A 15,057-nucleotide genomic window follows, 5' to 3' on the forward strand; every position below is an offset into this window, starting at 1 on the left:
AAAAGAAGCAAAAAAGCATATTGCTAAATATCCTCAAGGACGTCAGGCAAGCGCGGTTATTCCTCTGCTTGAAATTGCTCAAAAGCAAAATGACAATTGGCTGCCCATTGCTGCTATGGAACATGTGGCAGAAATTTTAGAAATGCCACAAATAAGAGTGATGGAAGTAGCCACTTTCTACACTATGTTTAATCTAAGCCCCGTTGGAAAACATCATATTCAATTATGTGGAACCACACCTTGCTGGCTTCGTGGAGCAGAAGATATCAAAAATCTATGTAAGAAAAAGTTAAAGATTGATCTAGGCGACACCACTAAAGACAAATTATTCACCCTCTCTGAAGTGGAATGCTTGGGCTCTTGTGCCAATGCACCAATGATTCAAATTAATGATGATTTTTATGAAGATTTAGACGTTAAATCAATGACAAAGATTCTTGATGATTTAACTCAAGGAAAGAAAGTGAAGAAAGGCTCACAAATTGGACGTAAGTCTTCTGAAGTACTGCATGACTAAATATCTTTCTTAAATTTTGAGACAAGGTATTACCCCGCAAGGAACAAGAAAGCGGCTTATCTTAACCTCGACCTCTTCCACCTCTTGTATTAACTGTAACATTAGGAACAAGATTAAATTCTCTACCTTTTTTTTCATTTAAAGAATCTCGTGGTACTTTCCTAAAAGGCGTAATTTTCTCTAGTGACTTATCATCATCCATGTATTCATACTTTGGGTTTATTTTTGGTGGTGGTGCTGTATTTTCCCAAATTTTGTCACTAGCATTGTTATTGACATTATTATATTTGTCCATCACGCTCCAAGGAGATTGCTTTCCTAAGGCTAAATTATAAGCACCTGATGAAAGCATTGCTCCTGCTACCGTAAAAGGAGCTGTTAATCCTAATCCAATTTTTTTTGCTCCTCCTGTCATTAAATTACCAAATTTTTTTCTAGCTCTTTCAGAAAATGCCCCTGCAACAACTACTGTAACAATTCCTGCACCAACAGCTGCCAATCCATATACCACATCTATTACCCCCATCGCAGTACCCACAGTGAGACCAGCGACTGGAGAAGCAGCAATTTTGATAATACCTTTTATTCTGGTTAGAAATTTACGCACAAAGCCGGCAGCAATTCCAAAAGTATAACCAATAGCATTACCAAATATTTTCCCAGGCAATCCAAATTTACCACCTAAATACTTCCCGGGGGTTTGCCTGAATCTCTCAACGTCTGCTTCGATTTCCCTATTCTTTATTTGTTTTTTGTTAACTGATTCAGATACCACCTAACTATCTACCTTTGACTTGGATTATTGATTTTAATGTTAAAAATATCATAGAAATATTAAAAAACTATTAACAACCTCAAACCTAAATTACTTTTCTAGTTTTCTTAACAAACACTTAACCTTTTACAGCTATTTTCCAACTTACTACTTAATGATAATAATTAGGAGATAAATATGGTTGAAAACACTACATCACTTAGAGGACATTACCAACAAAAAGAGACAATCCATGATTATATCATTCTTATGGGAATTGAACAAAGAAACAACATAAAAGGAGGATACAGCAATAAGAAGCAAAATTATGTAAACTATGAGTCGTTTAGAGAAGCGCTTCAGGAATATGACTATCCCAACGAAACCGTTGAAAATAGAGGTAACAAAAATATGAAATGCTTTATTGATGCTGCAAATACCAAATACGAAGTTGATCATAATGAATATTTTTTTGAATATTCTCTTAGCACAGTATGTGGAACAGCTATAGGAGCACTCATGCTACCTATAATATCTCACGGCTTAATGAATATAGCTTATTGCTCTAGAACACATGAACTACCCACTTATGCATATGTTGTAACTACAATTATTGGTATGATTGCTGGTGGAAGTCTTGGTTATAAAGGCCAATATTATATAAAAGAGTATGATTTAGAACAACAAGCTTTTGTTGATGCAGCTCATGAATGCTATAACAACATTCACAAGCCAGTTGGAGAACTCCCCCCCCCTGAAGTTGATGCTTATTAGACTTAACCCGCCATTTAAAAAAGAATGAATTAGACCAAAAGGTCTAGCAGAGTTTTTTGATTTCTAGATTCTCGAAAACCTAATGGTTTTCAAGAATGACGAGTAGTGAAGAAAGACTGCCTTCTTTAATTACTCCTAGATGACGAATGGGGGAGAGGAATGCCCCTCCCCTTAGATAACAAGTTGTCGTCATTCTTGAATTGGTTTATACCAATTCGAGAATCCAGTTTAAAGTTTTTACCAAGATCACAAAGCTCTAAAAGAATAAAAGATTAATGAATTATCCATACAGGGAGAATAGTTTTAAATTCTGGATCCCACGCTCATTCGGCTAACGCCTCATGGCTCTTAGATGACAAGTCTTGAGGGAAAGTCTAACGCCTATTTACTCTTAGACGATACAAGAAATTCAGACAATAAAAAACCAGCCGGAAAATTAATTCTCGCTGGTTTTTTTATTATATTCGTATAATTTTTAGATATAATCTTATGAACTTACATGAATGTAAGTACGGTGGCTTCTTTTATCGAAAGAAACTGAACCTGGCACAAGAGCATGCAATGTGTGGTCTCTACCCATGTGAACATTTCTTCCCGGATGGAATTTTGTTCCTCTTTGGCGAACTAAAACAACACCTGGGTGAACTTTCTGTCCATCACCAACTTTAGTACCTAATCTACGACCTATTGTGTCTCTACCGTTTCTGGAACTACCACCAGCTTTTTTCGTGGCCATTTATCTATCTCCTTAAACTATTTTTCTAAATTAATAGAAATTACTTTTACTAATGAAATTGGTTGTCTATGACCGTTTTTACGACGATGATTCTTTCTTCTTTTCTTTTTAAAGATGATCACCTTATCATCTTTATCTTGATCAACAACTTGAATTTTTACAGAAGCACCTTTAACATAAGGAGCACCAACAGAAGCTTTACCTCCATCTTTGCCCATCACCATAACTTCTTCTAACTTTATTTCTTCACCAACAGCTGCATCAAGCTTTTCTAGCTTAAGAACCTGGTTCTCTGCTACTTTATATTGCTTTCCACCACTTTTAAAAACCGCAAACATTGCTATTCCTTCAAATATTGTTTATATAATAAGAGTCAAACTATAGCCTGTATTTATAGAATGTCAATAAAATTATTATGTTTTTTAGGAGCCAACTCAACAAAAATAAAAAATTAATGACTAGCCGATTTCTTAGCTGATTTTGCAGCTTCTTTAGCTGGGCTACGTGTTTTTCTATCAGGGCTAGGAACTGTATGATTATATGAAGCTCCTGCCGCAGATAGCTGCCTACCTATGTTGATGATTTTATCTTGCTCCGATTGAGGCAATGAAGAAACTTTCTCAGTAACATCAGTTAAAAAATCCCAAGACCTTTCTAATCTCTCTTCTTCACTATTGGCTTGAGGTGTAGAATCTGCATCCTTAGCTAATTCATCACCACTACCTTGTTTCTTTGCTTCTATATCGGACACCAACAATAGCCTTCTTTAAATAACGTTTGACACATAATACACCTAAAAAGTAAATAAATGGTTAACTTAAATCTCCGCCCAATTTTTTCCATGATCTATATTAACGTCCAAAGGAATGCTAAGAGTAATTGCAGATTCCATTATTTGCTTTGTGAGTTTACTTAAAACCTCCACGGATTCTTCTTTTACCTCTAATATTAATTCATCATGTATTTGCAATAAAATTTTAGCAGGCAAATTCCTCTTCTCTATTTCTTTATTTAATTGAATCATAGCCTTTTTTATAATATCCGCAGCGGTTCCCTGCAAAGGAGCATTAATTGCTGCACGCTCAGCAAAGTTTCTAATTGCACTATTTGAATCATTAATTGTTCTAGTGTAGCATTTACGCCCCTGAAGAGTTTCAACGAAACCATTCTCTCTGGCAAATTCTTTGGTTCTTTCCATATATTGTTTAATCCCTGGATAATGCTCAAAATAAGATTCTATATATTTATTAGCATCAGATCTAGAGATTGATAATTGCTTAGCTAAACCAAATGCACTCTGGCCATAAATAATACCAAAATTAATGGCCTTTGCTTGACGACGCAAATCTGAAGTTACTTCTGATAAAGGAATTTTAAACACCTCACTAGCAGTTATTGCATGAATATCTTGATGATTCTTGAATGCATCTTGAAGACTTGCAATCTCTGCCATATGAGCAAGAAGACGCAATTCCACTTGAGAATAATCAGCTGAAATTAATTGGTAACCAGGCTTTGCTATAAATGCCGATCTAATTTTAGTACCATCATCACTACGAATAGGAATATTTTGTAAGTTAGGGTTGCTAGAGCTGAGTCTCCCTGTGGAAGTGGAAGTCATCTGAAAACTAGTGTGAATACGCCCCTCACTATCTGCGTTTTTTCCTAAACTCTTAGCATAAGTATTATTTAATTTACTTAAATGACGCCAATGCAAAATTAAATCAGCAATCTTATGCCCCTGATGAGATAACTCTTCTAAAACTTCGACATTTGTGCTGAACTTTTTATTTTTAGCTTTTTTCTCATCACTCAGCAAATCTAATTTATTAAACAAAACCTCTGCCATTTGCTTAGGAGAACCTAAATTAAACTCCATGCCCGCAATTTCATAAATCTCTTTCTCTAACTTTAAGCATCGCTTGGAGAAGTCTTCTGAGATTTCTTTAAGCTTTAATTGATCAACTAGAATACCCTCTAGCTCCATTTTATACAAAACATATGAAAGAGGCTTCTCTATTCTTTCATAAAGAATGAGTAGTTTTTCTTTCACAAGCTGGAGCTTAAGCTTAGAATATAATTGCAATAAGAATAATGCAGAATAGCCCAGCCATTGCTTTAACTCTAAATCATCTCCTAAGCTAGAATAATGCTGAACCAAAGTTTTTAAATCATGACCATGCACACCATTATTCAATATATAAGAAATGAGCTGAATATCATCAGATGTTTGCCAAGCCACCTCTTCAACAACAACATATTCAGCAATGATATGATAAAATGTTTTTACATCATGTAATATTTTATTAATGGAGCTATCATTTATAAAGGGAATTAAAATATTAGATAATTCTTTTATAGAAAAACCATTATTACTTTGAAATAAACCACTATTTAATGAACCTGCAATACTGCAAATCACAATTTCTGAAGGATCACAAGAAATACATAAAAACCCTGCTTCTAATATTAGACTAAGTTGGCCGCTAGATGAAGTTTTGCGTTCTAACCATGACTTTAAATCTTCTCCTGTTTTCAATTCAATAATCTTAGCGCTTAAAATAGGATCATGATATTCTATATTCTGATGATTAAAATTTTGGCATATTTTATCCGCCCTGCTATATAAAGAATTAAAGTTTTGCTCATGGAGAAAATCCTTAAATTGATCAACATGAGAAATTTTAATCCTTAAATCATCCAAGCTATTTTCTGTGGGAACCTGATCTTCAAGCACAACAAGTTTTTGAGATAAATAAGCTAATTCTTTATTATCAATTAGTGATTGTTTACGTTTGCTACTAGGGATTTCATCCATACTCTGATAAATCCCATCTAAACTATTATATTTATTTAGTAACTCAGAAGCCGTTTTCGGACCAATTCCTGGAACTCCTGGAATATAATCTGCACTATCACCAATAAGAGCTAAAATATCAATTATCTGATCCGGACGAACACTAAATTTATCTTCCACTTGTGTCGCTTTAATATATTTAGATTTAATAGGATCATAAAGACTGATGTTATCATCAATTAACTGCATCAGATCTTTATCTGAAGAAATAACTGTTACCTTCATTCCCTTGTTGCTAGCATCTTTTGCAAAAGTGGCTATAAGATCATCAGCTTCATATCCCTTTTGCTCTAAAATATCTATGTTTAAGGATGAGACGGCTTTTCTAACAAGAGGAAACTGTGGGATTAAGTCTTCCGGAGCTGGAGGACGATGAGATTTATACTCAGGAAATATATCATGACGAAAAGTTTTTCCACCAGAATCAAGAACAACCGCTAAATGTGAACAAGTGAATTCTAATAGCACTTTGCTGAGCATTGAAGTGAAGCCAAATATTGCTCCCACCGGAGTTCCGTCTTCCCTCCTTAAGGGAGGAAAAGCATGGAAAGCTCTGAATACAAAGCCATATCCGTCAATTAATACTAAATGCTGATTCTCTTTGGTCATAATGGGGTACTAAATCTTAAAATATATTACTGCCTAACACTAACACAAAGAAGCGTAATATGTCTAGCGTGATGGATCTATTGACAATGAAAATTCAAATAGTTTTATAAAGCTTCTATTGGTATTGTTGAATAAATATAGTATCATATTTAATATTTAGCCTTTAGGCCTTTAAACCATAAACTATGAGAATTATTATGATCAATAGAATATTTGCTTTGCCAAAATATGTTTTAAAAACACTATATGCACTTTTAATTTTAATATTCTTGGTTGCTGTTATATTAGCATGTGGAGTTTGGTGGCTTTCTAGTGATAATGGCCAAAGCTATGTACATAAAATGATAAAAGAACAATTTTCTAAAGAAGTTGGCTATCAAATTCAAGCAGAAGATGTAAGCTTCCATTTTCCAATGAATATGAAAATTAATAATCTTTCTTTATCTGATCAGAAAGGAAAATGGTTAGATATAAAAAATATTTCAGTGAATATTTTATTAAATCCCAATATATATAAACATCTTATAATTAGAAATTTTTCTATTGATAAATTTGCATTACTAAGAAAACCTCAAGAGGCAAAAATAAATGGCAATAAAGAAGTAAAACAAAAAACTGAGAAAACTATCGAGGATAAAAATCATAAGAAATATGACATAAAGATCTCAGTCAATAATATCAACATTAAAGAGATTATTATTGCATCATCTTTAGCAAATCTTCCAAAAGATGCTAAATTATCAATTAATGGGGAAATTCTCTGGGATAATTTAAGTCAAAGCCTCACATTCAGTAATAGCTTAAAATTAGGACAAATTGTTTATTACGTTAGCCCAATAAAATTAAATTTATCAGGAAAATATTTATTAGAAGATAGCAACTCTAAAACCCCAAAAATATCAGCAAATATAAAAAATGAAAAAATTAAAATAGGATTACCTAACCCGTTCTCCACTTCGCCTGGTGAAGATACACAAAAGAAATATTCACCTGCAGCAAATACGCAAAACAATCAATCTCATACTAGTAAGACTGATAATCAATCAATCATACTAGATATGCTTTTAGATGTTGATGACAATATATTTATCTCTGGATATGGCCTTGATCTTGCAGTTGGCGGTAAATTAAAGATAACTGGCGATGCTAACAATCCTATTTATAAAGGAAGGCTAGGCATGGCTGAAGGAATCTTCAAACAATTTGGTCGTGACTTTAAACTTCAAAAAGCTGATTTAGTGTTTAATGGCCATATTCCTCCCTACCCATATTTAGATGTGGTAGGCACGGCTAACATAGAGGGAATTGAAATTATACCAAGCATTATAGGGCCTTTAACAAGCCCCTCACTTAAGGTTGATTCCTCCTCTTCCAATAAAGATATTATATCTAAATTATTATTCAAAGATGGAAAGTCTAAAATTAACACAACTGAAATAAAGAAATCAGCGAAAAAAGCGGAAAAGGAAGTGGCCAAGGCATTTGAGTCTTTCTTTAAGTAAAACTAGATTATCACGACCTAAGTATACCAATAATAGCTGTAATAACACCTCTCTCTACTTTTAGTTGAATTGCGCGTAATCCTCATATAAACTCATATGTAATATGAAAAATTAAAAGAGGCAATACTAAAGTGAAGATTAAACAAAACTTTAAAAATTTAAAGAAGCCGGATGAAATTGAACAAGAAGCACTACAGAATTATTTAAAAACTCTTTATGGTGATCCTAATTATGAAGTTAAAGATGCTTCTTACGTTGAAGATACTGAACCACAGTTAGATGAAGGATATAAGAGAAGAGCAAATATTTTACTTGATGAACTTCTTCGTATTTCAGATAATCCAAAATTTGAACAATTAAGACCCGCTTTAACAGAAAATGTATCGCCAGGTGAAATGAGAGGAATCGCCGATGAGGTTAAAAGAACTGCAGAGGTCATTTGTTATAGAACTGAAAACGGCTTAGTTGCTTCTCCAGAAAAATTTCAAGCAGAAATAAAAAGCGCCACCATTGATGCTTGCACCCCTGGCGCTCTAACGAATATGCAGAAAATAGTTCATTCTATGGATGATTCATTATATAACGCAAAATATGAATATATTCAAAATTTAGCTACAGAATATGCTAGAAACCATATATCATATTCTTCTGGCAATGAGGTTCATGTTGCAAATGAGTTGATTCATGAAGTGAGCAAAGAATATAATGTATATCCTCCTAAAGATATTCATGCTAGATATCGAGATCTGTCTTCTCCCCCAAGTAGAAAATTTAAAAAGAACGCAAAGTTTAAAGATTATTTAAATGACACTCTGAATACAAGAGAAGGAATATATAGTTTGGTTGAGAGCTTTGCTAATAATTACCTAAGCAGATTACCTGATACACCAAAACTAGGCTTTTTGCCTGTCAAAGAAGGAGATATCAACAGCCCTGCATTAGAACAAATATCTAGCATAGCTGCTTCTCTAGGAATTGGATCAGATGGTATCATTGAATATAATGATGATTATACTAAATTTAAATATAAAGATAACTACCAAGATGCTATCCAACTTGCAATAACACATAGATTTATGCAGGAAGGATTTATAGATCAACAAGCTTTAGAATATAATAAAGTTACCTTGATGGCAGAGCATAGTAAATTTGTTAGAAATACATATGGTAAATTTGTTCAAGAAAAAATTCCCGCACACAATATTGAACGCAAGGTTACAGTAATTGAAGCTCCCAATTCTTGGTATGTGACAAGCCAAAAAAATGACTGTTTAACCATTGAAGAAAAACTCTTCAGTAGCATGAAATTAAAAGGTCTAACTAAGAATAGACAGAATCTTGAAGATTATTTACACGAGCAATTAGCAGATAGAATGGAGCTTGGCCTTGAAAATGCTCTAAGAACTGTCATAGAAGAAGATGAAGAAAAAATAGACTTAGAACAACCAGATATTATCAAAGAACTAACTCTCTTAAGTGATCAAATAAAAGACCTGCAGAAATATCTAACTAAAGAAGAATTATCATCTTTGTCAAATGACGATTTAAATAAATGGATAGAATTTAGCAAATCACCGGATAAATCAGAATTCATAGCTAAATTTGACAATGGACTAATGTTAGAAAAACATCTTAAAAGTGAGAATATAACATATCCAGATTTTCAAAGAAAGAATTTTTCTTTCCCTAAAACAATAATAGAAAATTCAAATATAGAATTAATCTCTTATCTTGCGACGAATCTTACGCAGGAAGAAGCATCTTATATTAAACCTTTCATAAATGGATCTATGCAAGTAGCTATGGAAAAGGAAAACCTTGAAACTATTGAAAAATTAGTAAAACTAGGTGCTGATATAAATTTTGAGGATGCAAAGGACAGATCTCCCCTGGATTTTGCAGCCCAAAATGGACATGTTGAAGCCATTGGAAAATTAGTAGAACTAGGTGCTGATATAAATTTTCAGGGTAGGTTTGAGAATGGACCAACAGCCCTGCATTATGCGGCCCTAAGTGGACATGTTGAAGCTATTACAAAATTAGTAGACTTAGGCGCTGATATAAATCTTCAGGAGAAGATTGATGGAGCAACAGCCCTGCATTCTGCAGCCCGCAATGGACATGTTGAAGCTATTACAAAATTAGTAAATCTAGGTGCTGATATAAATCTTCAGAATGAAAGGAAAAAAACTCCTCTACATATTGCAGCCGACAATGGAGATGTTGAAACTATTAAAGAATTAGTAAAACTAAATGCTGATCCAAACACAAAAAATGAATATGGACTGACAGCCCTGCATTTTGCAGCCCACTATGGACATGTTGAAGCTATTAAAGAATTAGCAAACTTAAAAGCTGATATAAATCTTCAGGATGAAGATGGAAAAACAGCCCTGCATCATGCAGCTGCAAAAGAGAAAGTTGAAGCCGTTGGGAAATTAGTAGAACTAGGTGCTGATATAAATGCTAAAAACAAAGAAGGAAAGTCGGCTCTGGATTATATAATACAATTTGTAAGATCCAATTCTGACCAATCAAATGAATGGAAAACGGCTTTAAATACTAAAGATAAAGATGGACTAACACTTCTGCATTATGCGGCAAAAAAGGAAGACCTTGAAACTATTGAAAAATTAGTAGAGCTAGGTGCTGATCCAAACGCAAAAAATAAACATGGAACAACTGCCCTGCATTATGCGGCCACGAAGGGAGAGGCCAAAGCTATTAAAGACCTAGTAGACTTAGGCGCTGATATAAATGATCAAAATGATCATAAAATGACAGCTCTGCACTATGCTGTCGTGAATAAAAAAATTGAATCTATTGGAGAATTACTAGAATTAGATGCTGATCCAAACATTAAAAACAACAAAGGGAAAACAGCCTTAGAATCATTAAGTCCTGAGCTTCATAATGAACTTGTAAATCACTTAGCAAAAACTGATAAAAACAAACTTCCTAAGATAATAAATAATTTTGCTACACAAACTAAAGATAATCCTCATGCATGGAAGTTAATTGAAGAAACTATAGCAGCAATTAATCCTAAGGATCGTCCTTTGATTGTTCTAGCCGCATTAAACAAAATAAATAATACTTCTCATGAAAAAAGACTGTTAAAATTACTTCCAAAAGAAGACAAGGCTAAGGCAGCTGTTCATGCTGATAAAAACCTATTACAAGAACTGGGTAATATATTAAATTTATACGGAGGAATGGAAACTTCTTCTAATATGACTCCTCCCAGGTCTATACAAAAAACTAATCTTGCTAAAAATAAAACGCGCAATTAAAGAATAGAATCACAATTCATTAAGTAGTGCTTTAACAATTTAAAAACTCTAGTTCGGTTTCTAAAGATTAAAAGAGAAGATTACACTGAATCCTTAAGCTTACCTCAAAAACACACTAAACTATAGGAAAAACAAAGAGGAAGGGTACCAGCTCGCAGAATAAGTTAAAGGAGTAAAAAAACTTTTTAGTGCCAACTGGTGATTATGATCATAAATAAATGTTCACTATTTGTCAACATCTATTTTTAATTTTTCGTTAAAAGTTTTTCAACTATAGGTTAATAAATTATACTTTTGTATTACTTTATCTATAATTTCTTTAGAAATATTACAGTCATAAAATTTCTCTAATGCCACTATTCCAGTGGGAGAAGTGACATTAATCTCGGAAAGGTAACCTCCGATTACATCGATCCCAACAAGAAATAAATTATTTTCAACTAATTTTGGTTTAATTGCCTCACATATTTGCTTTTCTCTTTCAGTTAATTTGGTTTTATAAGAAGTTCCTCCACAAGCCAAATTAGATCTTATGTCCCCTGATTTAGGAACTCTTAAAATTCCACCCACTGGTTCGCCATCAACTAAAATTATACGCTTATCCCCTTGAGATATTTCATCAAGAAATTTTTGAACAATTACTGGTGCTTTATATTTTTGAATTAGATCATTTATTATCTTGCCCAAATTATGATCACCTTCCTGAACACAAAACACATCATTACCTGCAAAACTATAAAGAGGTTTTATAACTGTCTTCTCATAATTTTTTGCAAATTTTTTAGCCTCTTCTTGATTATAAGTAATGAGACTTGGAGGAATTAAATCAATATAATCTAATATCGAGAGCTTCTCAGGAAAATCACGAATAGCTCGTGGATCATTAACAATTAATGTTTTATCAGCAATCCTTTCTAATAAATAAGTTGTGGTAAGATAAGCCATATCATAGGGAGGATCTTGACGAATAAAAATTATATTCATTTCCTCTAAATTTATCACTTGCGGTGCATTTAAGTGATAATCGCCTTTAATAATTTTCACCTCTTGAATTCTTGCGAAGACATTCCCATCTAAAAAAAACAAATTTTCAGGAGTAAAATGATATATGGATCCAACCTTTGCAGCCTCTAACATTATTCTCCAAGTGCTATCACTTGCAAAATTAAGTCTATCCATTGGATCCATTTGAAATGCTATCTTCATATTAAGATACAAACCCACAAAGCTCTTTAATCTCTTTAATATTTACTTCAGCAATAGCCTTAGCTGATGAAGCACCTTTTTTTAAAACTTGGCGAACATAACCCTCATCATTTGAACATAGCTCTTTTATTTTATTGCCAATTGGAGTGATTTCATCAATAAGCACTTCAGCTAAATCCTGTTTGAACTGCCCCATGAGCTTACCGTTATATCGCTCCTGTATTTCAGCAACTGAACTTCCCGTTAAAGCTGCATATATCTCTAATAAATTAGCAACCTCTGGCCTGCTTTCTTTATCATAAAATATTTCAGCAATGGAGTCAGATTTTGCTTTCTTAATTTTTTGCAAGATCACATCAGCATCATCTATTAAATTAATCCTGCTAAGATCAGATGGATCAGACTTGCTCATTTTATTTAAGCCATCACGCAAACTCATGATTCTTGCTGCAGATTTCATAATCATTGCATCTGGTAATTTAAAATAGTCATGATTTACATAACGATTAAACGAACTTGCTATATCTCTAGCAAGCTCTAGGTGCTGGCGTTGATCTTCACCCACCGGGACTAAATTTGCTTTATATATAAGCACATCAGCTGCTTGCAATACCGGATAGCTAAACAACCCAAGAGAGGATCTTGCTTTATCTGATCCACCTTTGTCCTTAAACTGAGTCATCCTCTCTAACCATCCGATGGACGTCATACAACTTAAGATCCAACCTAGCTCTGAATGCTCTGTTACATTTGACTGACTAAATAAAATGGATTTATTTGGATCTATTCCGCAAGCTAAATAAGCTGCTGCTGTACCTATCACATTACGCCTTAACTCTTTTGGATCTTGTGAAACTGTTATCGTATGTAAATCAGCCAAAAAAAATAAACATTGATGCTTATCCTGCAGGGAAACCCAATTTTTAATGGCCCCAAGATAATTACCTAAATGCATAATGCCGCTTGGCTGAATTCCAGAAACTACACGATTTTTCATAACAAAACCTTTAGAAAGGCATCTTCATCCCAGCAGGAAGATTCATCCCACCCATTAAACCAGACATAGTGGATTCTGAATCTTCTGTTTGCTTTTTCTTTGCATCATTAAATGCAGCAACTACTAAATCTTCTAGCATCTCAACCTCATCAGGAGTTACTAATTCTGGAGAAATCTTCACCTTTAGCATTTCTCCCTTACCGTTAATGGAAAGAGTTACAATACCTCCTCCTGCAGTTCCTACATATTCTTTTGCAGCTAATTTTTCTTGCTCTTCAGCCATTTTTTTTTGCATTGCTTGAGCTTGCTTCATCATATTTGCCATGTTTACCATATTATTTCTCCCTTAAGGTTCTAGCTTTTTCAATTTTCCACTCTCTCTCTTTGATACTGGCTCTCTTATCAAAAAGATGTTTACCTTTGGCTAATGCCAAATCTACTTTTACTTTATTTTTTTCATTAAAATATAATGATAAAGGCACTAAAGTATAGCCTTTTGTTTTAATTTTACCAAGTAATTTGCTAACTTGACGCTTATGAAGCAATAACTTACGAGGCCTTCTAGACTCATGATTAAATATCTTATTTGCCTTTTCATATTCTGCAATATGAGTATGAAAAAGAAAAATTTCATTGCCTATATTACTAGCGAAAGCCTCATTAAGGCTAACCTTCCCTGCTCTAACTGATTTAACTTCTGTTCCAGCCAGCATTATTCCAGCCTCAAAATTTTCCTCAATTTTATATTCATATCGGGCTTTCTTATTCTGAACAATAATGCGTTTTGTTAAAGGTTTCATTTTAATTTCTTCTTTAAATCTTCTAATGTTTTGCAGATTAGTTTTTTATTCTCATCTGAAGGCCCTACCAAAGGCAATCTTAATTCAGGAGAACATATTCCAAATTGACTAGCTGCATATTTTACAGCAATTGGATTACTTTCACAAAATAATACTTTATTAAGGGGTAATAAAATTGACTGCAATTCCATCGCTTCTTTAATTTTGTTTTCTTGCCATAAATTATATAGCCTAACTATTAAAGACGGTACAATATTAGCAACAGATGATATAGTACCTACAGCTCCTTGCGAATAATAAGGCAAAGAAAGAATATCATCCCCAGAGAAAATATTAAATTCATCATCTATTCCCAATGTTAACTCTGTACATTTAATTGGATTTGCCGAACAATCCTTAAGGGCCACAACCCTAGAAAGATTAGACAGCTTAACCATCACTTCATTGCTAATTTCTACAGCTGAACGAAAAGGATGATTATAAAGAATAATTGGAACATTACTTGCATCATGAATGGCTTTAAAATGCTGATATAAACCCTCTTGAGTTGGTTTCATATAATAAGGAGCAACTAACATAACCCCATCAATGTTTAGCTTTTGTGCTTCTTTAGTCAGCTCTATAGTTTTACTGGTAGAGTTAACCCCAGTATTAGCAATAATAGACACTCTGTTCTTCGCTATTTTTACAGCTAAGTCAACTAACTTTAGAAACTCTTCTTGACTTAAATTTCCTCCTTCTCCTGTCGATCCCGCAATGACCAAACCATGAACACCCGACTTAATCTGCCAATTGATCATCTGCTCAAAAGCCTTATAATCAACTGCATTATCTTTAAACGGGGTGATTAGCGCTGTAAAAATCCCTTTAAACATAAAATCCTCTCAATTTTTTAGATTTCTTATATTTTTAATAATCTAGTCTTAATCTCCCCATTTGTAAACAATAGAAGATGTTTTTAATATAGACAAATAACGAATAATTATAGTATATTCCCTCTGAAAACTAACCT

Annotated in this window: 14 protein-coding genes; 4 read left to right on the plus strand and 10 right to left on the minus strand. The window is 33.5% G+C overall.

The genetic code is table 11. The features are described from left to right. The coding region (gene nuoE / locus N4A31_04580; protein MCT4635503.1) for an NADH-quinone oxidoreductase subunit NuoE at positions 1–517 on the plus strand (517 nt) is incomplete at its 5' end. A gap of 61 nt (positions 518–578) precedes the next feature. Here nuoE and N4A31_04585 read toward each other — a convergent pair. Beyond that, on the minus strand, positions 579–1,292 hold the full coding sequence (locus N4A31_04585; protein ID MCT4635504.1) for a hypothetical protein: 714 nt from the start codon (positions 1,290–1,292) through the stop codon (positions 579–581). A 177-nt stretch (positions 1,293–1,469) separates the two neighbouring features. Here N4A31_04585 and N4A31_04590 point away from each other — a divergent pair, with 177 nt between their 5' ends. Further along, on the plus strand, positions 1,470–2,045 hold the full coding sequence (locus tag N4A31_04590) for a hypothetical protein (GenBank protein MCT4635505.1): 576 nt from the start codon (positions 1,470–1,472) through the stop codon (positions 2,043–2,045). A gap of 487 nt (positions 2,046–2,532) precedes the next feature. Here the strand turns inward: N4A31_04590 and rpmA are convergent, their stop codons facing one another. From rpmA to polA, 4 genes are all read right to left on the minus strand, one after another. Next, the gene (gene rpmA, locus N4A31_04595) at positions 2,533–2,781 is read right to left on the minus strand and encodes a 50S ribosomal protein L27 (GenBank protein MCT4635506.1); all 249 of its coding nucleotides are present in this window, start codon (positions 2,779–2,781) and stop codon (positions 2,533–2,535) included. Between the two features lie 17 nt (positions 2,782–2,798). Continuing rightward, positions 2,799–3,119 carry a 50S ribosomal protein L21 gene (gene rplU / locus N4A31_04600; protein ID MCT4635507.1) on the minus strand — a complete coding sequence of 107 codons (321 nt, stop codon included), beginning with the start codon at positions 3,117–3,119 and terminating at the stop codon, positions 2,799–2,801. Between the two features lie 113 nt (positions 3,120–3,232). Then, complete coding sequence (locus tag N4A31_04605; GenBank protein ID MCT4635508.1) at positions 3,233–3,532, minus strand: hypothetical protein; 300 nt, start codon at positions 3,530–3,532, stop codon at positions 3,233–3,235. Positions 3,533–3,598: 66 nt separating this feature from the next. Beyond that, positions 3,599–6,247, minus strand: coding sequence for a DNA polymerase I (gene polA / locus N4A31_04610; protein ID MCT4635509.1), 2,649 nt, complete (start codon positions 6,245–6,247; stop codon positions 3,599–3,601). 197 nt (positions 6,248–6,444) lie between these two features. Here polA and N4A31_04615 point away from each other — a divergent pair, with 197 nt between their 5' ends. After that, positions 6,445–7,749, plus strand: coding sequence for a translocation/assembly module TamB (locus N4A31_04615; GenBank protein MCT4635510.1), 1,305 nt, complete (start codon positions 6,445–6,447; stop codon positions 7,747–7,749). Between the two features lie 131 nt (positions 7,750–7,880). Further along, entirely contained in the window at positions 7,881–11,042 is a 3,162-nt protein-coding gene (locus N4A31_04620) for an ankyrin repeat domain-containing protein (GenBank protein MCT4635511.1), read from the plus strand. 267 nt (positions 11,043–11,309) lie between these two features. Here N4A31_04620 and gshB read toward each other — a convergent pair whose 3' ends face one another. Genes gshB through dapA form a run of 5 tightly spaced genes read right to left on the minus strand, consistent with a single transcriptional unit; the run spans position 11,310 to position 14,920 of the window. Then, complete coding sequence (gene gshB / locus N4A31_04625; protein MCT4635512.1) at positions 11,310–12,248, minus strand: glutathione synthase; 939 nt, start codon at positions 12,246–12,248, stop codon at positions 11,310–11,312. 1 nt (position 12,249) lies between these two features. Next, entirely contained in the window at positions 12,250–13,245 is a 996-nt protein-coding gene (gene trpS, locus N4A31_04630; GenBank protein ID MCT4635513.1) for a tryptophan--tRNA ligase, read from the minus strand. A 10-nt stretch (positions 13,246–13,255) separates the two neighbouring features. Further along, positions 13,256–13,579, minus strand: a complete 324-nt coding sequence (locus N4A31_04635) for a YbaB/EbfC family nucleoid-associated protein (protein MCT4635514.1) — start codon at positions 13,577–13,579, stop codon at positions 13,256–13,258. Between the two features lies 1 nt (position 13,580). After that, the gene (smpB, locus tag N4A31_04640; GenBank protein MCT4635515.1) at positions 13,581–14,045 is read right to left on the minus strand and encodes an SsrA-binding protein SmpB; all 465 of its coding nucleotides are present in this window, start codon (positions 14,043–14,045) and stop codon (positions 13,581–13,583) included. Further along, positions 14,042–14,920, minus strand: a complete 879-nt coding sequence (dapA, locus tag N4A31_04645) for a 4-hydroxy-tetrahydrodipicolinate synthase (GenBank protein MCT4635516.1) — start codon at positions 14,918–14,920, stop codon at positions 14,042–14,044. Before dapA ends, smpB begins: the two co-directional genes overlap by 4 nt. Between the last annotated feature and the right edge of the window lie 137 nt (positions 14,921–15,057).

The organism is Rickettsiales bacterium (genome assembly GCA_025210695.1).
Lineage (GTDB): Bacteria > Pseudomonadota > Alphaproteobacteria > Rickettsiales > CANDYO01 > CANDYO01.

Bases quoted from the DNA above. Each gene is read 5' to 3' on its own strand.
- gshB (MCT4635512.1), bottom strand. From the start codon at position 12,248: ATGAAGATAGCATTTCAAATGGATCCAATGGATAGACTTAATTTTGCA.
- polA (MCT4635509.1), bottom strand. From the start codon at position 6,247: ATGACCAAAGAGAATCAGCATTTAGTATTAATTGACGGATATGGCTTT.
- dapA (MCT4635516.1), bottom strand. From the start codon at position 14,920: ATGTTTAAAGGGATTTTTACAGCGCTAATCACCCCGTTTAAAGATAAT.
- N4A31_04615 (MCT4635510.1), top strand. From the start codon at position 6,445: ATGATCAATAGAATATTTGCTTTGCCAAAATATGTTTTAAAAACACTA.
- N4A31_04635 (MCT4635514.1), bottom strand. From the start codon at position 13,579: ATGGTAAACATGGCAAATATGATGAAGCAAGCTCAAGCAATGCAAAAA.
- rplU (MCT4635507.1), bottom strand. From the start codon at position 3,119: ATGTTTGCGGTTTTTAAAAGTGGTGGAAAGCAATATAAAGTAGCAGAG.
- trpS (MCT4635513.1), bottom strand. From the start codon at position 13,245: ATGAAAAATCGTGTAGTTTCTGGAATTCAGCCAAGCGGCATTATGCAT.
- smpB (MCT4635515.1), bottom strand. From the start codon at position 14,045: ATGAAACCTTTAACAAAACGCATTATTGTTCAGAATAAGAAAGCCCGA.
- rpmA (MCT4635506.1), bottom strand. From the start codon at position 2,781: ATGGCCACGAAAAAAGCTGGTGGTAGTTCCAGAAACGGTAGAGACACA.
- N4A31_04590 (MCT4635505.1), top strand. From the start codon at position 1,470: ATGGTTGAAAACACTACATCACTTAGAGGACATTACCAACAAAAAGAG.